Here is a 19166-nt window from a genome sequence, read left to right as displayed (position 1 = left end):
ATGATTGATCTCCACCTCAGCGCATTCGCGCCAAGGTGGAGATTTTTATACGCTGTTAGAATTGACGCTTACGGACAACGTGGACGAGTGGGAAGTCACTCTGTACGAGTTCGACGGTCGGGGCCTGACCACCAAGCAGGTGGACGCTCTGGGCAATGTGACTACCTACGCCTACGACGGCAACGGCAATCTGGTGTCCAAGACCGATCCCGACGGATATACCACCGAATATACCTACAACGCACTTGATTTAGTAACAAAGATTAACTACAATGATGCCAAGGAAATCTCTTACAGGTACAACAAGACCGGCGATCTGGTCTCCATGACCGACTGGCTGGGCACGACTACCTTTGAGCTGGACCTGCTGCATCAGCTGACCGCTGCCACGGATCACGCCGGCAAGCGGGTGGAGTACACCTACGGCGGAAACTGGTATCACTGAGACCTCTGCTGATGCCAACACCCTGACTGCCACGCTGGTGACCTACGGCAACGCGGCCAACGGTAACAACGGCAACAGCGGTAACGGCAACGGCACGCAGGACAAGCCCACCGGCAGCGATGTGAAAAAGACCAGCACGGTGGTCAAGCAGTTCGTGGTGGACTTCAGCTCCGAGACCTACAAGCCCTTGATGGAGCATGAGGTGAACGGCCTGGATTACCGCTATGTGTACAGCGACAAGGCTCGTCTGTCTGTCGTGGTCCAGGGCATTGAGAACGGCTCCGCGTCCCTGCTGGATAGCCGCGGCGAGTTGCACGCCTATTACCACTGCGATTATCTTGGCACCACGGATTACTTGACCTCCGCTGTCAACAGCAAGGTCATCTCCTGAACCAGTTACAGCGAGTGATTGTTGATTCTATCCTTGACCGCAGCTAGTATGACCTGCGTGAGTATGTTATCGATCCCATGCAGTTGGTGCAGTATCTATATGCTAAGGATGATGCTGTTAATTGGATTGATTCATTTGGCCTTGCTACGTTTGCTGAATACAACAACATATTGGGAAAAATAAGAAAAGTATTTAATTCCAATGACTTTCTAGACGATGTTTATGAAGTAGTTAAAGCCTCTAACTCTGAGTGCAATATGATGTCCATGTATTTACAAAGATCTATGTTGCACGTGAGATAACAAACAAAGAAAGGAGGTTATTTTAGTAGTTCCCAGAAAAATAAAGGAGGTATTATAAGGCATATGATGAAATCAAGAAGGATTCTATATTTTAGTTTTCTGTTGGCATTACTTCCGGTTTTCCTTGAATGGTTTAGAGTGGGAAGTCCAGGAATACGCCCTCCATGCAGAGGGATTTACCTGGTAAGGGGTGAGTTCTATTTTGCAATAGCCCTCTATTATGTGATGTTATTTCTAAAAAAGAACTGGGGGATCATAGTTGCCCATCTTTTAGTGGTGGTTTCCTATATTATTGCTATGAGTCAATTCACGGTTCGCATGAATTTAATGGGCAAGCCGAATCTGAAATATACAATGCAAAGACTCAGACCCACCTGCTGGATAGCCATTCTTGCTGTTATTATGCACCTCATCTTAACAATTCTATTATTAAGGCGAGAAAACAAGCATAAAAAATAATACACAGAGCGGTGCCCAAACGGCACCACTCTGCTTTGACACCATGGACTGGGTCATGATTATCACCGACGCCCAGAGCGGCGTCACCACCTACGCCTACGACGCATGGCCCGCGTCACGGAGATGCGCTATCCCAACGGCTGGGTGGAGTATTACACCTACGACAAACTTGGCCGCCTGCTGGCGGTAGACGACACCCATCCCAGCGAGAAACCCGCCAAAAACCAGAAGCGTACTTAATAAGTATGACGCCAACGGCAACATGACCTATGAGTACATGCGAGGCAACGGCACGGGCCAGGCAAAGAATGAAACCCTCTATACCTATGACGCGCTGAACCGCCTCATCACTGCCCACGACAACTACGGCAATTCCACCTGCACCTATACCTACGACAGCCTGGGCAACTGACCTACGAGACGGGCATCGGCAGCCACAACTGCGACTACATCTACAATAATCTCAACCAGCAAATATACTCTATCCAAATCCACAGTATACAAGAGCTGATGACAAAGAAAGAGCACATTTTTCCCAAACGCGAAATTATCAATTCATTTGCTATTAGGAGGTATAACTAATGAAGAAAAGAATTTTGGGTCTCATTTTGGCGGTAATTGCGTGTCTTACTTTATGTATTCCTGCTATAGCTGCAGAAATTGAAAGCGATGATTATGGCACTATTCCCATGGTAGATGTAGATAGTTCTACAGAAAATAACAGTATGGATGAACTTAATGATGCTGGAGAGAGTTACCCCAATATTGAGCAACTAAATGAAATCTACAATGATTCGGATTCGACTATGCTGGATTTTATTTGTGTAACAAATCCTGAGTTATTTAGTGAATTGACAGAGGAAGGTCGCATTGCATTTGCGAGCATGAATTATCAAGATGTATTAGATGGCATGTATTCCCCCTCTTATGCAAGAATAGGGGCTTGGGGCGGAAGCTGTGCTGTTGGATTGCGGTTTGGTGGAGCACCAATCCTTTATTATAGTATGTTTTTCCTGTCTGTTACCGAAGGGGATTGGCCTTATGGGAGGAAATGCAAGCTACTTGTTGGAACATCTCAAGTTATTGACTGTGAGACAAACGAGGTTATTGCGTATCAAGTAGAAACAGATACAGATGCGGATTTCCTTTCTATTTCGGAAGATAGTGTGACTGATATCAAATCAAATTGTGATTACAAAAATGATGTGCTTGTTTACGGAAATGACCCATCAGGGGAGTTTTTTGCATTTAATTTTTCGAATAGGGATACTTCCCCTAATTACGGTTCTTAATACCCTATGTCCCTAAATCTTAATAAAAAATGCTCTAAACGCTTCCGAAAAACTCTTTATATATGCGTTGGAGTTGTAAGCTTCTTAATGCTATATTTGGTGATGCATGTTGAATATTTTGAGGACGAGGATCGTTTGGGACTAGTAAAGGGAGTAAAATTATCACCTTTTTATGAACATATAGAAGTGTATTCGTATGGTGATTCTAAATTTCCTTTCACTATAGATGTTATTAAATTGACAAAGACGCCCTTTGCAACCATAACATACTGCCAAAATGATGAAAACGAATCTATTGTAAAATATGATCCATTTGCAGAAAGATTTTTTGTCAAAATATACAATATAAATGATGGGAATCTGATTTCATCAGAAGAAGTGGATGGTGTTCTTTTTAGAAGTTCAAATTATTATACACCGCTGTTGCATAGCGGCAACATAACGTCCAATATTCGATTGTATACGGATTTTGGAAATTATGATATCTATGGTTAGAATGACGCTTGTACTTTTTCATGTGGCTATCATGTAATATCTGTATTGTGATGTATATAATCTGAGTAATCACTATTTAGATAATCCCATTGATGCTGTTTATAAACCACTAAGTCTCTGTCCGAGATAAATATTGGTGAGCAAAAAATATACATTTTTATAGAAAATTATGCATAAATGGATTTTTTGCTGACAGAAATAATTATGTTCCCCTACAAAAACAATTTTTGTAGGGGGACATTTTTATGGCTGATTTCAATTCCAATTTTAATGATATACAAAAGCAAATCGCTGTGGCTGACTTAACAGACGAGCAAATCCAAGAGTTAGTGGCTACTTTGCAAACAAGAAGAAGTGCAAGACCTGAACTCACTAAGGAAGAAAGGGTCTTTTTCCAATGTTGCAGAGAGCGTAGAAGTTATGCTAACAACAAGGATTTGGATACTGTTGTCTGCCCTCATTGTGGCTCTGTCAAGGTTGTCAAGTATGGAAAGAGCAAAGGCAAACAGAGATATCGGTGCAAGGGTTGTGACCGCACTTTCGGAGATACCAACGGCACAGTTGCCTTTCGCTCCAAAATGTCTATTGGCAAATGGATTGAGTTTATCAAGTTGACCTTACAAGGTGAGAGTTGCCGTACCATAGCCAAAAATCTCCGTATCAACAAACAGACAGTATTACACAACAGATATAGGATATGTGCTGTTCTCCATCAGCTTGTCAGCAATCAGGACGATTTCAGAAGTTTGGCAGAGAGTGACGAGTATTACTATCCATTGTCTTTCAAGGATATAAAAGAACCTATGTTCTTCTTGGGTACACTTGGCAGAATGCCATATACCCATAGAAAGTTAGATAAGAAACTTGAATATGTTGAGAAACAAGGATTTGATACTGAGTTCTTGCATTCCCTCCACAAAAATGCAAAGTTGGATAGAAATGAGTTGATGAACTTTGTTGAAAAAGATGATTTGCAGTCACAAGAGAAGTTCTCTAATGCCCTAAACCGTATGGATACAGAAAAAGTCATTCAAGTCTTAAAAACTCTGAACGAACAGCAGAAGAAAAAGAGAGGTATCAGCAATCAGCAAGTATGCTGTCTGTCTTGTGTGGACAGGGATAAAAACCACTTTTTGCAGACTGTTTGTGTCGGCAGAATACAGCCAACTCATATCGAACAAGCCCTTGTCCCCCACTTCTCAAAAGATACTGTTTTGGTTGCAGATAGCCACAGAGCATATAAGACGGTAGCCAACAAGCATAAGATACCCTTAAAGCAAATCCCAAGTGGAAAACACACAAGCGGTGGGTACAGTCTCGGTCATATCAACGGCTACCACCACAACATTAGTGATTTTATGTATCTGTATCACGGTGTTAGTTCCAAGTTCCTCGACTACTATTTGGCTCTGTTCTATTGGATTGAAAAGAACAAGGACAAATCCTATCTTGACCAAGCCTATGATATTATCACTCTGTTATCCAATCAGACTAAGAAAATACCGCTTGCCAAGTTTAAGGACAAGCCGATATCCTTTGACTTGAAAGGGCTTTTAGGCTAAAAAAAGTTTAAATTTCGTTTTTTGGAATGAGACAAATAAACCGAAGTATGCTATAATATAGCCATAGTTCGGAACTTTTTGCTGTCCTTTTCGTCTATATAGACAAGGAACAGTTAGACAAACTTGTATTTGAGAAAGGAGTATTGTTTTATGAAAAACAATAAAGTATGTCCAAAATGCCAGTCCTCCAATATTGTTAGGTTTGATGGATTTCATGGGGCATATGGTACAGGAAATTATGTGCAGACATCGTTTTCTTCTTATGTAATTGTGCATAGATATATCTGTTGCGATTGTGGGTTTGCAGAGGAATGGATTGATAAAGAAGATATCGAAAAAGTCGCAAATAGTAAGAAAGCAAAACGATAAATTCCAATTAGTTGAACTGAATAGTATATCCCATAGGAGGAGCAAGGTCGATACACCTTGCTCCTTTTCATTGGGCATTCATAAAAAATGAATAAAAAGGTCAGTTATACACACCAATACTTATCTCGGACAGAGACACCACTAAAGTAGAGTTGATGAAAACACATATCGTTTTATGGGATACCCACATTGCCATGTAATCAAACTAATTGAGGGCAATACATAAAAATTATTCAGAAAAATGATAAAAATAGAATGACTTGACATCAAAAATCAAGTGATATATTATTAAGTCACCAACAGGAAATCGCTAAATGTCAGACCTCAAATAATCTGGGAAAAGATGTAAAAAGGGGTGACTGAACTGACATAACGGTGACATAACCGGTCCCGGATTTGGGTGGATTAACCACCTTTCAACCAGATTTATTGTAACCACACGCCTACCAAAAAGGGTCATTTTTGAGCTATTTGTACTTATTTGTACAAGTGTTTTAGATAGGTGAAGGACATGATCCTGAAGCAGAGCCTGGAGGAGAAGCGGGCTGAGGACGACAGGGCCATGAAGGCTTTCGGTTCCGGTGGAGAAGCACCTCTGGAAGCGTAAGGGTCCCGCTGCGCAAAATGAAATGAAAGACGGTGTTGTCCGGAAAATCCGGACAGCACCGTCTTTTTTCTTGACAGCGGAATATGTATGATGTATCATAAGTATGAAAAGTATAACTAATCATACTTAAAAAGGAGAGGTGTCCAATGAAACAGCCGAAAGGAAAGTATGCGGGAATTGCCCGGGTGGGGGAGAAGGGCCAGATCGTGATCCCCAAGGGCGTCCGGGATCTGTTTGACATCAAGCCGGGGGATACACTGCTGGTGTTGGCGGACGTGAAACAGGGCATTGCCATCACCAAGGACGATGTGCTCTTCCAACAGTTTGATGCCATGCTCAGAGGGGAGGATCTCAAATGAGCAGGATCGTGTTTTTCTGCATCCCGGCCTGGGGGCATACCAATCCCACGGTGGAGGTGGTCCGGCAGCTGACGGCCATGGGCCACCAGGTGCGTTATTATTCCTTCGAGCCCTTCCGGGAGAAGCTGGAGGCCGCCGGTGCGGAGGTGATCTGCTGCGATGAGGCCCTGCCGCCGCAGCCCAAGGACCTGGACAAAAAGTTGGGTCGGGATTTCGCGGCCCTGGTGGAGATGGTGATAGACACCACGCTGACCCTGGAGGGAAAGGTCTGCCGGGAACTGGAGGAGTTCCAGCCGGATGTAGTGGTTTCGGATTCTGTCTGCTTCTGGGGAAAGCTCTTCGCCAAAAAGCTGGGCATTCCCTATGTCTGCTCCACCACTACCTTCGCCTTTAACCAGAACTCCGCCCAGTTGATGAAGCCCAAGCCGGTGGAATTGCTGCGGTCCTTGCTGGGGATGCCCCGGATCGGACGCAAGATGGCCCTGCTGCGGCAGCACGGATACCCGGTGGAAAAGGTGACGGACCTGCTGCAGAACGACAACGAGACCAACACGGTTGTCTATACCTCCCGGGAGTTTCAGCCTATGGCGGAGACCTTCTCGGAGCACTATGCGTTTGTCGGTCCCTCCCTGCCGGAACGGGAGGAGCCGGTACCGGCCAAGAGCCGTCCGTTGGTGTATATCTCCCTGGGGACGGTCATACATGACCGCAAGCGGTTTTGCATGAACTGCGTGGAAGCGCTGGCGGACATGGACGTGGACGCGATTTTCTCCGTGGGAACGGCAGAGAATCTGGAAGTGTTAGGGACTTTGCCGCCCCATATTCAGGCGGCGGAGCGGGTGGACCAGCTGGCTGTGCTGCGGCAGGCAGATGTGTTTCTGACCCACTGCGGCATGAACAGCGCCAGCGAGGCCATCTGGTACGGTGTTCCCACGGTGCTGGACCCACAGCAGAGCGAGGAGGCTGCCGTGGCGGACCGCGTGGAGGAGCTGGGCATGGGATTGCGTCTTCGTTCAGAGGACCCGGCTCACATCCGGGAGGCCCTGGAGCGGGTGCTGGCTGAACCCTCCTACAAAGAACAGACAGCCCGCATTGCCCGGAGCTTCCGGGAGGCAGGCGGCGCCAAGCGGGCGGCGGAGTACATTCTCTCCTGCCGGAAGACCTGATAAAAAAGACCTGCTTTCCACGGAAAGCAGGTCCTTTTTCTGTGATGTACTATACCTTTACAGCAACGTGATTCCGGCATTTTCGCAGGAGTCCATGGTCTCCTGATCCCACAGGCTGGCCTGCACTTCGCCGATGTGGCAGGTGCCCAGCATCAGCATGCACAGCCGGGACTGGCCAATGCCGCCGCCCATGGTCAGGGGCAGTTCACTGTTCAGCAGCATCTTGTGGAAGGGCAGTTCCCGGCGATGATCGCAGCCTGCCAGGGTCAGCTGGCGGTCCAGGGATTCCTCGTCCACCCGGATGCCCATGGAGGAGATCTCAAAGCTCCGCTCCAGCACGGGGTTCCACATGAGGATGTCGCCGTTCAGATCCCAGTCATCGTAGTCAGGCGCGCGGCCGTCATGCTTCTTGCCGGACTTCAGGGTCTTGCCGATCTGCATCAGGAACACGGTGTGGTGCTGGCGGCAGATCTCTGTCTCCCGCTCACTGGGGGTCAGGTCGGGATACAGGTCCTCCAGCTCCTGGGTGGTGATGAAGAACACCTCCCGGTCCAGCTTGCCCCGCAGGCTGGGGAAGGCCACATTCAGGGCCTCGGAGGTCTCACAGACGGCGCCTACGATAGCCCGGACACTGGATTTCAGATAGTTGACGTTCCGGTCCTCCCGGGAGATGATCTTCTCCCAGTCCCACTGGTCCACGTAGATGGAGTGGATGTTGTCCACTTCCTCGTCCCGGCGAATGGCGTTCATGTCGGTGTACAGGCCCTTGCCCTCATGGAAGCCGTAACGCTTCAGGGCCAGGCGCTTCCACTTGGCCAGGGAGTGGACCACCTGACCGTTGACGCCCACATCGGGGATGTCGAAGGCCACGGGGCGCTCCACGCCGTTCAGGTCGTCGTTGAGGCCGGAGCCGCCGTCCACGAACAGGGGGGCGGACACCCGGCGCAGGTTCAGGGCGTTGCTCAGGTTGGTCTGGAAGGAATCCTTGATGAAGGCGATGGCCCGCTGCAGCTCGTAGTTGGGCAGGGGAGCGGTGTAGCCCTGGGGAATATACAGTTTGCTCATGTGAATCTTCCTTTTTTCAAAATTCAGGCCTGCAGCTTTGCCATACCGAGCTTCAGACGGCGGAGGGTCTCCTCCTTGCCCAGAATGTGGCACAGCTCCACGGCGCCGCCGGGGGTCACCAGCTTGCCGGCCACGGCGATGCGGACGGGCCACATCAGGGTGGCGTTTTTCACCTCCAGAGAGGCGGCCAGATCAATCAAGGTGTCGTGAACGGCGTCCACAGTCCAGTCAGGAATGGCCTCCAGGGCGGGGATCACGGCCTCCAGCATCTTCAGGGACACCTCGGCGTTGGTCTTGGACTTCTTGTTGGTGAAGAACTCCGCATCGTACTCAGGCAGGGTGTCAAAGAAATCCACCTTCTCGGGGATGTCCGTCAGCTTTTCGCACCGGGCCTGCAGCAGGGCGGCGATGGCGGCGGTGTCGATGGCGGGGTTCTTTACGCTCTGGCGGATATAGGGCTCCGCCACCTTGGCGAAGGCCTCGGGAGCCAGGGCGCGGAGATACGTGGCGTTGAAATAGGTCAGCTTTTCAATGTCAAAGATGGCGGGGGACTTGGAAATGCCGGCGATGTCAAAGGCCTCCACCAGCTCGGGCAGGGAGAAGATCTCCTGCTCGCTGCGCTCACCCTTGGGGGCCCAGCCCAGCAGAGCCACATAGTTCAGAATGGCATCTGTCAGATAGCCCTGGGCTTTCAGGTCCTCGTAGGAGGGGTCGCCGTGGCGCTTGCTCATCTTGTTGTGCTGGTCCCGCATGACGGGAGAGCAGTGGACGTAGGTGGGAATCTCCCAGCCGAAGGCCTCATACAGCAGATTGTACTTGGGGGCGGAGGAGAGGTATTCGCTGCCCCGGACCACATGGGTGATGCCCATGAGGTGATCGTCCACCACGTTGGCGAAATTGTAGGTGGGGAGGCCGTCCCGCTTCAGCAGCACCTGGTCGTCCAGGGTCTTGTTCTCCACGGTGATATCGCCGAAGGAGACGTCGTGGAAAGTGGTGGTGCCCTCGTGGGGGATGCGCTGGCGGATGACGTAGGGCTTGCCGGCGGCCAGATTGGCGGCCACCTCCTCGGCGCTCAGGTTCCGGCAGGGGTCATCGGCCCGGTCGAAGTCACCGGAGTCCTCCTCGGACTCGGTCTTTTCACAGAAGCAGTAGTAGGCGGCACCCTTTTCCACCAGCAGCTGGGCGTAGGGCAGATACAGGTCCCGGCGCTCAGACTGGATATAGGGGCCGGTGGGGCCGCCTACATCGGGGCCCTCGTCGTGGGTCAGGCCGCACTCAGTCATGGTGCGGTAGATCACGTCGGTAGCACCTTCCACCAGACGGCCCTGATCAGTGTCCTCAATGCGGAGGATAAAGGTGCCGTCCGCGTGCCGGGCGATCAGCCAGGTGTACAGAGCGGTGCGCAGGTTGCCCACGTGCATGTAGCCGGTGGGGGAGGGAGCGAACCGGGTCCGGACCTTCCCCTTGGGGATGCGGGCTTCCATCTCATCAAAAAAAGCCATATCAAGTGCCATGAAAGTACCTCCATGTAAAAATTTACACAATACAACAAATTACATTATCTATGTTTCGGCGGGAATTGTCAAGTCGGGAAGGCCATTCCGGGGGTTGAAAAATCCGGGGGCTGGTGCTATGCTTACACTGTGAAATTATGCAGCAGGGAGCGTGATGAAATGGAGCTGCGCCGGGGGATAGGCTGTCCGGTCAATGGATGGCTGCGGGAATACTGGACGCCGGAGCGAAAGCGGACGACGTGGCTGGTGCTGTGCGCCACGGCGGTGTGCTCCTTCGCGGCCCACGGCTTTTTGTTTTCCAACGAATTCTTCTCCCACGACTCCATTTCCTACTTCACTTATGCCACCGGGAGCTTTTCCTTCTACACCAGCATCGGACGCTTCGTCATCCCGGTGTATGAGCTGCTGAAGGGAGATACAGCTGCGCCCTGGCTCATTGGGCTGTTATTCATCCTGTGGATGTCCCTGACTGCCTGGCTGGTGATCCAGATATTCAGAATCCGCACCACCGGCAGTATTCTGCTGACCTGCGGCCTTTTGTGCACCAATCTGGCCCTGACCCTGACGGGGGCCACCTACGTCTACTGCATGGATGAGTACGCCTTCGCCTTGTTTCTGGCGGTGGCGGCGGTATGGTGCTTTCACCGAGGGCATTGGTGGCTTCTGCCGGGGCTGGGGGCGCTGGTGGCGTCTCTGGCGGTGTATCAGGCCTATTTCACCGTGGCGGCGTCCCTGTGCCTGCTGCTGGTGATGGTACGGCTGCGGGAGAATGAGAATCTTTCCCGGGCGGTCCTGACGGGCGTACGGTATCTGGCACTGCTGGCCGCGGGTTTCGTGGCCTATTACGGTGTCTGGACCCTGGTTTGCTCTGTGACCGGCGTGGCCAAGCGGCGGGTGGAGGAATCCCTGCTGGCCGGCGGTGGTCTGGGAAAGCTGATGGGGCTGGTGCGGGACGCCAATATGGACTATTTGAAAGGCCTTTTTGACGCCGGCGGTGTGCTGGGCTGGTGGATGCCGGTGGTCCATGTACTGCTTCTGGCGCTGCTGGGCTGGTATCTGTTCCGGATCCTGACGGACAAGCAGCTGCACATCGGAAATAAGGTGCTGCTGCTGGTGCTGGTGTGCCTGCTTCCCACGGCCTTCAACTCCGCCGCCATTCTGCTGGCGGGCAGCGCCACCCAGCTGATGACCTTCGCGGGTGAACTGCTGTACCTGCTGCCGCTGCTGTGCCGGGAACGGGAGGAGCGGCAGGGAGCACCCCTGCGGGCCGTGGCGGCGGTGCTGCTGTGCTGCGTCTTGTGGCAGCATGTGGTGTATGCCAATCAGGTCTATCTGAAAAAGGAACTGGACAAGACGGCTACTATGGCCCTCTCCGCCCGCATCATCGACCGGATCGAGCTGCTGGAGGGCTACGTGCCCGGTGAGACGCCGGTGGCCTTTGTGGGGCGGCTGGACCGGAACGACTATCTGAATCGGGGCCGGGATGAATTCCAGGCACTGGACAGGACGGTGGGTCTGTGGAGTGACTACTCCGCCACTTACAATCTGGGCCGCTACCTGACGGACTATCTCAATTACCCCCTGGTGTGGGATACGGAGACGGATTTCTCCCAGTTGCCGGAGGTGCAGGCCATGCCTGCCTTCCCGGACGCGGACGGCATCTGCATGGTGGACGGAACCGTGGTGGTGAAGCTGTCCTGAGGTCAAGAAAGAGAGGTAAAGGGGATGCTGGTCACCATCATCGTACCCTGTTATAACGAAGAGGCGGCTCTGCCGTATTTCCTGGAGGCCATCCAAAAGACGGAGGCGGAGATGTCTGCCGCCTACGGCTGCGGCTTTGAGCTGCTGTTTGTCAATGACGGCTCCAAAGACGGGACGTTGTCCGTTCTGCGGCGGTTTGCCAAAGAGATGCCCAATGTGCGGTATCTGTCCTTTTCCCGGAATTTCGGCAAGGAGGCCGCCATGTACGCCGGTCTCCGGGAGGCCAGGGGCGACTATGTGGTCATCATGGACGCCGACCTCCAGCATCCGCCTGCTATGCTGCCGGAGATGTACGAGGGATTGCAGAGCGGAGAGTATGAATGCGTGGCGGCCCGGCGGGAGAGCCGGAAGGGGGAGCCCCCCATCCGCAGCTTCTTCGCCCGCTGCTTCTACAAGCTGATCAATCGAATCTCCGACACGGAGATCGTGGACGGCGCCTGCGACTTCCGCATGATGACCCGCCAGATGGTGGACGCCATCGTCTCCATGGGGGAGTACAACCGCTTCTCCAAGGGCATCTTCGGCTGGGTGGGCTTCCGTACGAAATGGCTGCCCTATGAGAATGTGGAGCGGGTGGCAGGGGAGACCAAGTGGTCCTTCTGGAAGCTGCTGCTGTACTCTCTCCAGGGCATTGTGGGCTTTTCCACGGTCCCCCTGGCCATCGCGTCGGTGCTGGGCATCCTGCTGTGCGTTGTCTCCTTTTTAATGGTGGTCTATATCATCGTCAAGACGCTGCTGTTCGGAGACCCGGTCAGCGGCTGGCCGTCCCTGGCCTGCATGGTCATGTTCATGGGCGGCATCCAGCTGCTGTGCATGGGCATTCTGGGCCAGTACCTGGCCAAGACCTATCTGGAGACCAAGCACCGCCCCATCTATATCCTGGCGGAGACCGACAAGGAGAACCCTGATGGAACGAAAACTGATTGACGGGACGGTGCCCCGGTTCCTGCTGGTAGGGATTATCAACACCCTGGTGGGCTGCGGCACCATGTTCCTGCTGTACAACTGGGCCCACTGCTCTTACTGGGTGTCCTCCGCCGCCAATTACCTGCTGGGGGGCATCGTCAGCTTTTTCCTCAACAAGTATTTCACCTTCCGGAAGAAGGAGTGGTCCTGGCAGCAGGTGGTCCGGTTTGCCCTGAATGTGACGGTCTGCTGGCTGCTGGCCTACGGGCTGGCAAAGCCCCTGGTCATGCATCTGCTGGAGGGCCGGAGCCAGTGGCTGCAGGAAAACGCCGCCATGCTGGTGGGTATGTGCCTGTACACGGCTCTCAATTACCTGGGCCAGCGATTTTTTGCCTTTCGGAAGTAAGGAAAAAAGATTGCAGGATCCACAGAAAACTGCTATAATACAAAATTAAATTTCCGCCGGGTCAAAAGTGGCCCGGCGGCAGAGAATGTCGAGGTGTTTCTCATGGAAAATCAGGAAAAGAAAAAGAGAATTTTCAGCGGTATTCAGCCCAGCGGCGAGCTGACCCTGGGCTCTTATATGGGCGCCATCAAGAACTGGGTGGCTCTCCAGGATGAATACGACTGTATCTATTGCATCGTGGATATGCACGCCATCACCGTCCGGCAGGACCCCGCGGAGCTGCGCCGCCGTTCCGTGGCCCAGCTGGCCCAGTATATCGCCTGCGGCCTGGACCCTCAGAAGAACATCATGTTCATCCAGAGCCATGTGCCTCAGCACGCGGAACTGAGCTGGATTCTGGGATGCTATACCCAGTTCGGTGAGCTGAGCCGCATGACCCAGTTCAAGCAGAAGTCCCAGCAGCACGCTGACAACATCACCGCCGGCCTATTCACTTATCCCGTGCTGATGGCGGCGGACATCCTGCTGTATCAGGCGGACCTGGTGCCGGTGGGCGAGGACCAGCGGCAGCACGTGGAGCTGACCCGGGACATCGCCCAGCGGTTCAACGGCGTTTACAGCAATACCTTTGTCCTGCCGGAGGCCTTTATCCCCAAGATGGGCGCCCGCATCATGAGCCTGGGCAATCCGGACAACAAGATGAGCAAGTCCGACCCCGATGGCTGCGTCTATCTGCTGGATAAGCCCGAGGAAATTCAGCGGAAGTTCAAGCGGGCCGTCACCGACAGCGAGACTGCTGTTCGTTTTGACAAGGAGAACAAGCCCGGTGTCTCCAACCTGCTGACCATTTACTGCGCCGCCACCGGAAAGGCCATGGAAGAGGCCGAGGCGGAGTTTGCCGGTCAGGGCTACGGTGTGTTCAAGCCCGCTGTGGCCGACGCTGTGGTGGAGCTGCTGCGTCCCATCCGGGAGGAGTCCGAGCGCCTGACGGCCGACAAGGCCTATCTGGAGAGCATTTACCGGGATGGCGCCCAGCGGGCCCAGTACCTGGCAAACAAGACCCTCTCCAAGGTCCAGAGAAAGGTCGGCTTTGCCGCCCGCTGATGGAGGAATGACATGTTGATCGAAAATCGGCTGGTGGCCTATGTGGTGCTGGCGCTGCTGGTGGCCCTGGTGGTCAGCTTCCTGATGACGCCGGTGGTCAAGACCTTCGCCTACAAGGTGGGCGCCATCGACGTGCCCAAGGACAACCGCCGGATGCACAAGGTGCCCATTCCGCGCCTGGGCGGCCTTGCCATTTTCATTGGCTTCATGGTCAGTATCCTGCTGTTCGCGGAGATCAACACCGAGATGAAGAGCATCCTGCTGGGTGCGGTCATCATCGTGGTGCTGGGTGTGGTGGATGACATCATGGCCCTGCCGGCTATGCTGAAATTCGTGATCCAGATCGCGGCGGCCCTGATCCCCGCCCTGAATGGCGTGCAGATCCTGGCCTTTTCCAATCCTAATATTTTTTCCCAGAGTTTGTATTGGGTGCTGGGCGGCCTGTCCGTGCCCTTTACGGTGCTGTGGATCGTGGCCATCACCAATGCGGTGAACCTGATCGACGGCCTGGACGGCCTGGCCAACGGCGTCTCCGCCATCTCCGCCACCACCATGCTGGTCATTGCCCTGGTGGGGGGACAGACCCAGGTCTCCATCGTTCTGGCGGCCCTGGTGGGCGCCTGCGTGGGGTTCATGCCCTATAACATGAACCCCGCCAAGATGTTCATGGGGGATACCGGCGCAACCTTCCTGGGCTTCATCCTGGCCACCATGTCCATCCAGGGCCTGTTCAAGTATTACGCGGTGGTGTCCTTTGTGGTGCCCTTCCTGATCCTGGGGCTGCCCATCTTCGACACGGCCTTCGCCTTTATCCGCCGCATTGCCCACGGTCAGAGCCCTATGCATGCCGACCGGAGCCACATCCATCACCGGCTCATTGATATGGGCCTGAACCAGAAGCAGGCGGTGGCCACGCTGTATGTGATCTCTGCCATCTTGGGTCTGTCCGCCGTGGTGCTGACCACTGGCGGCGAGCAGAAGGCCATGCTGCTGTTTCTGACGCTGTGTATCGTGGGTGTGGTGGCCGCCCGCGTGGTGTTCCCCAAGGAAGTGCGGGAGGAACTGCACGAGGAACTGGAGGAACTGAAGGAGCACGGACACCACCAGGAAGAGAAGAAAGACGAGGAAGGTTAAATGGACAAGCTGCGTATCATGAGCGTGTTCGGCACCCGGCCGGAGGCCATCAAGATGTGCCCCCTGGTGAAGGAGCTGGCCGCCCGGGAGGAGGTGGAGAGCCTCTGCTGTGTCACTGCCCAGCACCGCCAGATGCTGGACAGCGTGCTGGAGGTTTTTGATGTCAGGCCCGACTGGGACCTGGACATCATGACGCCTCGTCAGACCCTATCCACCATTACCAGCAAGTGCCTGCTGGGCATGGACGAGGCCATTGAGACGCTGAAACCGGACATGATCCTGGTCCATGGAGATACCTCCACCACCTTTGCCGGTGCCTTGGCAGCCTTTTACCATCAGGTGCCCGTGGGCCACGTAGAGGCAGGACTCAGAACCTATGACAAGTATTCTCCCTTTCCAGAGGAGATGAACCGGAAGCTGGTCTCCTCCATTGCGGACCTGTACTTCTGTCCCACGGTCAACAACAAAAACAACCTTCTGAAAGAGAACATCACCAATGGGCTCTTCATCACCGGCAACACGGTCATCGACGCACTGAAGACCACCGTCCGGGAGGACTATCACTTCACCACGGAGGAACTGAACCACCTGCCCTACGGGGAGAAGAAGATCATCCTGGTGACCTGCCACCGGCGGGAGAACTACGGCGAACCCATGAAGCACATCATGCTGGCCCTGCGGCAGATCGCCGAGGAGAACCGTGATGTGGAGCTGGTGTATCCCGTTCACCTGAGTCCGGTGGTCCGGGAGGCGGTGGACAAGTACTTGCGTGGCGCGCCCCGGGTCCACCTGATCGACCCGCTGCCGGCGGACGAGATGCACAATCTCATGGCCCGCTGCTACATGGTCATGACGGACTCCGGCGGCCTGCAGGAGGAGGCTCCCGCCCTGGGCAAGCCTGTCCTGGTGCTGCGCCGGGAGACGGAGCGGCCCGAGGCTGTAGCCGCCGGTACCGTGAAGCTGGCCGGTGTGGTCCAGGATGACATCGTCACCATGGCACACCGCCTGATCCGGGACAAGGACGCCTACGCCAGAATGGCCCACGCGGTGAACCCCTACGGTGACGGCAATGCCTGCCGCCGGATCGCCGACGCCATCCTCTGGCACTTCGGCAGAGGAGAAAAGCCGGAGGATTATCAGACCTGAACGATGAAAAAACGGGAGGAGGGCAGGCGTGGACAAGCGGAATCTCAACTGGATCACCTGGAGCTTTATTGTAGGTACCGTGATCGTGGTGGTCATCATGCTGATGAATACCCTGCACCGCCCGGAGCACATCGTTTTGCCGGATACCACAGCCGCATCTGACCAGATCGCGGAGGAGCCCGGCACTGACGGAGATGCCCTGACAGTAGTGGAGATCGCGCCGGCGACCGTGCAGTCCGCCATTGCCACCTTGTCCCGGCCGGAGGCCTACCGGCGGACGGTCACGGTGGAGCAGTTCTGGAGCACCGGAAGCGGTTCCTATGAGACCACAGTGACTGTCAGCGGCGGCTGGACCCGTATGGACCGGACCATGCCGGACGGCCGGGTGCGTCACAGTATCATCGGGCCGGAGGAGACCTGCGTCTGGTACAACAACGAGACCGCGATCTATCACTCCACGGTGGGGGGGGTCTCAGCGGACAACGAGCAGTGTATTCCTACCTACGAGGACATCCTGGACCTGCCTGTGGAGGCAATTTCCACAGCAGATTATCGGGTCTTGTCCGATATCCGGTGCATTTATGTAGAAGCATCGGAGGAGAACAGTCAACTGTGTTATTGGGTCAGCGTGGATACCGGACTGCTGGTGGCGGCGGAAAAGCTGATGGATGGTGAGCGGGTCTACCGGATGGAGGCACTGACCGTGGATCAGACAGAGCCAGCGGCCACGGAATTCACCTTGCCGGACGGCACCAGTTTATTTTAACAGCAAAAAAGGACGGAGCGAAAGCTCCGTCCTTATTTCATAAGATCAGCAGCAGCCCCAGGGCCACCAGCAACTCCTCATCGGCGTCTTCCCGGAACAGGAAGAACAGCAGGACCAGCAGGATCAGGTCCCCTGTATCCACATGGTCCAGATGCAGCTGGTCCAGAAAGTGCCGGAGAAAACCGGTAAGTCCATCTGAGCGGCAGCTGTTTCCACCTGACGGAGGGGGTGGCGGAGGAGGACGCTGCTGACCGCCTGTCTGGGGCGGCGGAGGTCCCGGGGGAGGGGGCTGCCGCGGTGATTGCTGCTGTGGCGGCTGCTGCGGTTGTTGCTGCCGCTCCTCCTGGGGGATACGGGTATAGACGCCGTTGTCGTTGCGAATGTACCGGTTATACATGGCTCAGCCTCCCCACTCCGACAGGAATTTCTTCCCCAGATGGAACAGGCGGGCCAGCTGCAGAGCGCGCTCCACCTTTTCCTGCCGCTCCGGCTTCAGATAGGGCCGCAGCGCATAGAGCAACTGGCGGGTGTTGGAGTCGTTCTGACTCCCCAGCTCCTGGACGAGGGGCATCAGCTTCATCAGCAGAGTGGGATCCATGCCGCCTGTCAAGGAAGACAGTAGGTCCGCTCCTCCCTGTGGCGGTGGTGCCGGAGGCCGGGAAAAGGGCTGTACAGGCGGGGCAGATGCCGGCTGCTGCGGAGGAGCAGATGCTGGTGGCGGTTGGGGAGATGCCGTCCCCTGGCTGTCTCCGGAGAGGGACTGCGCCAGCTGCATGATCTGGGCCATAGCGTCCGGATTGGACAGAATACTGTTGAGTTTTTCGTCGAATTCCGCCATCCGTGCCTACCGCCTTTCCCTTCCTTATTTCTGAACAGCCTTGTTGATGCGGTCCACCAAGGCCGCGCCCTCCGGGCTCTGCATGATGCGCTGGATCATGGATGCCATTTCCGCAGGGTTCCCTTTGGCGGCCTCCTGGGCCGCCCGCTGCAGACCGGCGCCCCGGTCTCCCTGGGTCAGCATCTGCATGAGCATCTGTCCGTCCCGGGACTGCATCAGGGAGCGCAGCATTGCGGGGTTGTTTTTCAGCTGTTGGGCCAGCCGTGCCGTCATATCGTCCATAATGCCTCCTTGTTCTCACGGTTCTGGACCAGTATATGAAGTGAGAAGAAAAAAAGTGCCTGCGCAAATGGCGCAGGCACGAGGCAGATCTTATTTTTTGGCTTTCCGGGCGGCTTTGGCAGTGTCACAGTCGGCAGCCAGGGGGCAGCCTTCGCACTTGGGACTGCGGGCGGTGCAGGTATCCCGGCCGAACAGCACCATCCGGTGGCAAAAGTTGTTGGATTCCTTGGGCGGCAGAACCTCCCGCAGTTGGCGCTCCACCTGGACGGGGTCCTTGGAGCCATCCGTGATCCCCAGCCGTCCGGTGATGCGGATGCAGTGGGTGTCGCAGACGTAGGCGGGCTGGCCGTACACGTCCCCCAAAATCAGGTTGGCGGTCTTGCGGCCCACGCCGGGGAGGGCGGTCAGCTCCTCCATGGTCCCGGGGACCTTTCCGCCGTGTTTCTCCAGAATCTGCTGGGCGCAGGCCACCAGGTCCCTGGCCTTGCCGTTGAAGAAGCCGCAGGAGTGAATGTATTCGCCCACTTCTTTGGGGTCCGCCTCCGCGAAGCTCTCCAGGGTCGGGAAGCGGGCAAAGAGGGCGGGGGTCACCTTGTTGACCCGCTCGTCGGTGCACTGGGCGGAAAGCCGCACCGCAAACAGCAGCTCATAGTCTTTTTCATATTGCAGGGAACAGAGCCCGTCGGGATAGAGCTCCTTCAACATCTCGATGATCCGCTTCAGGGCGGCTTTGGATTTCATATCGATCACCTCTTGCCCACAGGATACCACAACTTTCGGCAAAAGGCCAGTGAAAA

The 19166-nt window shown here is 54.5% G+C and carries 24 protein-coding genes; 18 read left to right on the top strand and 6 right to left on the bottom strand.

The genetic code is table 11. From position 1 onward, the window contains the following. Positions 1 to 79 precede the first annotated feature (79 nt). The 11 genes from JQM66_RS10925 to JQM66_RS10875 all read left to right on the top strand — a co-directional run bounded on the left by JQM66_RS10925 (position 80) and on the right by JQM66_RS10875 (position 7447). On the top strand, positions 80 to 445 hold the full coding sequence (locus JQM66_RS10925; RefSeq protein WP_235229907.1) for a hypothetical protein: 366 nt from the start codon (positions 80 to 82) through the stop codon (positions 443 to 445). A 37-nt stretch (positions 446 to 482) separates the two neighbouring features. Then, positions 483 to 836 (top strand): hypothetical protein, encoded by a 354-nt coding sequence (locus tag JQM66_RS10920; RefSeq protein ID WP_235229906.1) that lies wholly within the window; start codon positions 483 to 485, stop codon positions 834 to 836. Between the two features lie 365 nt (positions 837 to 1201). Then, positions 1202 to 1597, top strand: coding sequence for a hypothetical protein (locus JQM66_RS10915; RefSeq protein WP_235223298.1), 396 nt, complete (start codon positions 1202 to 1204; stop codon positions 1595 to 1597). 105 nt (positions 1598 to 1702) lie between these two features. Next, positions 1703 to 1837: an RHS repeat domain-containing protein gene (locus JQM66_RS10910; protein ID WP_235223299.1), complete on the top strand. Its 135-nt coding sequence runs from the start codon at positions 1703 to 1705 to the stop codon at positions 1835 to 1837. Positions 1838 to 1859: 22 nt separating this feature from the next. Continuing rightward, the gene (locus JQM66_RS10905; protein ID WP_235223300.1) at positions 1860 to 2009 is read left to right on the top strand and encodes a hypothetical protein; all 150 of its coding nucleotides are present in this window, start codon (positions 1860 to 1862) and stop codon (positions 2007 to 2009) included. Positions 2010 to 2178: 169 nt separating this feature from the next. Next, complete coding sequence (locus JQM66_RS10900; protein ID WP_235229905.1) at positions 2179 to 2889, top strand: hypothetical protein; 711 nt, start codon at positions 2179 to 2181, stop codon at positions 2887 to 2889. Between the two features lie 135 nt (positions 2890 to 3024). Next, the gene (locus JQM66_RS10895; protein WP_235223302.1) at positions 3025 to 3384 is read left to right on the top strand and encodes a hypothetical protein; all 360 of its coding nucleotides are present in this window, start codon (positions 3025 to 3027) and stop codon (positions 3382 to 3384) included. 245 nt (positions 3385 to 3629) lie between these two features. Next, on the top strand, positions 3630 to 4946 hold the full coding sequence (locus tag JQM66_RS10890) for an IS1595 family transposase (protein ID WP_235229904.1): 1317 nt from the start codon (positions 3630 to 3632) through the stop codon (positions 4944 to 4946). 150 nt (positions 4947 to 5096) lie between these two features. Next, positions 5097 to 5315, top strand: a complete 219-nt coding sequence (locus JQM66_RS10885) for a hypothetical protein (RefSeq protein WP_235229903.1) — start codon at positions 5097 to 5099, stop codon at positions 5313 to 5315. 753 nt (positions 5316 to 6068) lie between these two features. After that, entirely contained in the window at positions 6069 to 6281 is a 213-nt protein-coding gene (locus JQM66_RS10880; RefSeq protein WP_235229902.1) for an AbrB/MazE/SpoVT family DNA-binding domain-containing protein, read from the top strand. Then, on the top strand, positions 6278 to 7447 hold the full coding sequence (locus JQM66_RS10875) for a macrolide family glycosyltransferase (RefSeq protein WP_235229901.1): 1170 nt from the start codon (positions 6278 to 6280) through the stop codon (positions 7445 to 7447). Before JQM66_RS10880 ends, JQM66_RS10875 begins: the two co-directional genes overlap by 4 nt. A 57-nt stretch (positions 7448 to 7504) precedes the next feature. Here the strand turns inward: JQM66_RS10875 and asnA are convergent, their stop codons facing one another. Then, positions 7505 to 8512: an aspartate--ammonia ligase gene (gene asnA / locus JQM66_RS10870; protein WP_235229900.1), complete on the bottom strand. Its 1008-nt coding sequence runs from the start codon at positions 8510 to 8512 to the stop codon at positions 7505 to 7507. A 23-nt stretch (positions 8513 to 8535) separates the two neighbouring features. After that, the gene (gene gltX, locus JQM66_RS10865; protein ID WP_235229899.1) at positions 8536 to 10026 is read right to left on the bottom strand and encodes a glutamate--tRNA ligase; all 1491 of its coding nucleotides are present in this window, start codon (positions 10024 to 10026) and stop codon (positions 8536 to 8538) included. Positions 10027 to 10185: 159 nt separating this feature from the next. On the opposite strand from gltX, the gene JQM66_RS10860 reads away from it, so the two are divergent. The 7 genes from JQM66_RS10860 (at position 10186) to JQM66_RS10830 (ending at position 17249) form a co-directional block, all read left to right on the top strand. Beyond that, entirely contained in the window at positions 10186 to 11727 is a 1542-nt protein-coding gene (locus tag JQM66_RS10860) for a glucosyltransferase domain-containing protein (protein WP_235229898.1), read from the top strand. A 24-nt stretch (positions 11728 to 11751) separates the two neighbouring features. Continuing rightward, on the top strand, positions 11752 to 12714 hold the full coding sequence (locus JQM66_RS10855) for a glycosyltransferase family 2 protein (RefSeq protein WP_235229897.1): 963 nt from the start codon (positions 11752 to 11754) through the stop codon (positions 12712 to 12714). Beyond that, positions 12695 to 13099, top strand: coding sequence for a GtrA family protein (locus JQM66_RS10850; protein ID WP_235229896.1), 405 nt, complete (start codon positions 12695 to 12697; stop codon positions 13097 to 13099). The genes JQM66_RS10855 and JQM66_RS10850 overlap by 20 nt, the downstream gene beginning before the upstream one ends. A gap of 102 nt (positions 13100 to 13201) precedes the next feature. After that, positions 13202 to 14203 (top strand): tryptophan--tRNA ligase, encoded by a 1002-nt coding sequence (gene trpS, locus JQM66_RS10845; RefSeq protein WP_235229895.1) that lies wholly within the window; start codon positions 13202 to 13204, stop codon positions 14201 to 14203. 12 nt (positions 14204 to 14215) lie between these two features. Continuing rightward, a complete protein-coding gene (locus tag JQM66_RS10840) occupies positions 14216 to 15337 on the top strand; it encodes an MraY family glycosyltransferase (RefSeq protein ID WP_235229894.1) in 1122 nt (373 codons plus the stop codon). Further along, on the top strand, positions 15338 to 16483 hold the full coding sequence (gene wecB, locus JQM66_RS10835) for a non-hydrolyzing UDP-N-acetylglucosamine 2-epimerase (protein ID WP_235229893.1): 1146 nt from the start codon (positions 15338 to 15340) through the stop codon (positions 16481 to 16483). It begins immediately after the preceding gene. A 28-nt stretch (positions 16484 to 16511) separates the two neighbouring features. Next, the gene (locus JQM66_RS10830; protein ID WP_235229892.1) at positions 16512 to 17249 is read left to right on the top strand and encodes a hypothetical protein; all 738 of its coding nucleotides are present in this window, start codon (positions 16512 to 16514) and stop codon (positions 17247 to 17249) included. A gap of 37 nt (positions 17250 to 17286) precedes the next feature. On the opposite strand, the gene JQM66_RS10825 is transcribed toward JQM66_RS10830, so the two are convergent. From JQM66_RS10825 to nth, 4 genes are all read right to left on the bottom strand, one after another. Then, positions 17287 to 17646 (bottom strand): hypothetical protein, encoded by a 360-nt coding sequence (locus JQM66_RS10825; RefSeq protein WP_235229891.1) that lies wholly within the window; start codon positions 17644 to 17646, stop codon positions 17287 to 17289. 3 nt (positions 17647 to 17649) lie between these two features. Further along, positions 17650 to 18087, bottom strand: a complete 438-nt coding sequence (locus JQM66_RS10820) for a hypothetical protein (protein ID WP_235229890.1) — start codon at positions 18085 to 18087, stop codon at positions 17650 to 17652. 24 nt (positions 18088 to 18111) lie between these two features. Next, positions 18112 to 18369, bottom strand: coding sequence for a hypothetical protein (locus tag JQM66_RS10815; protein ID WP_235229889.1), 258 nt, complete (start codon positions 18367 to 18369; stop codon positions 18112 to 18114). Between the two features lie 90 nt (positions 18370 to 18459). Then, positions 18460 to 19110 (bottom strand): endonuclease III, encoded by a 651-nt coding sequence (gene nth / locus JQM66_RS10810; protein ID WP_235229888.1) that lies wholly within the window; start codon positions 19108 to 19110, stop codon positions 18460 to 18462. Positions 19111 to 19166: the final 56 nt, after the last annotated feature.

The organism is Oscillibacter valericigenes (assembly GCF_021531915.1).
Taxonomy (GTDB): domain Bacteria; phylum Bacillota; class Clostridia; order Oscillospirales; family Oscillospiraceae; genus Oscillibacter; species Oscillibacter valericigenes_A.
The sequence above is the reverse complement of the archived record's forward strand: the minus strand, read 5'-3'. Positions and strand labels throughout refer to the sequence as shown.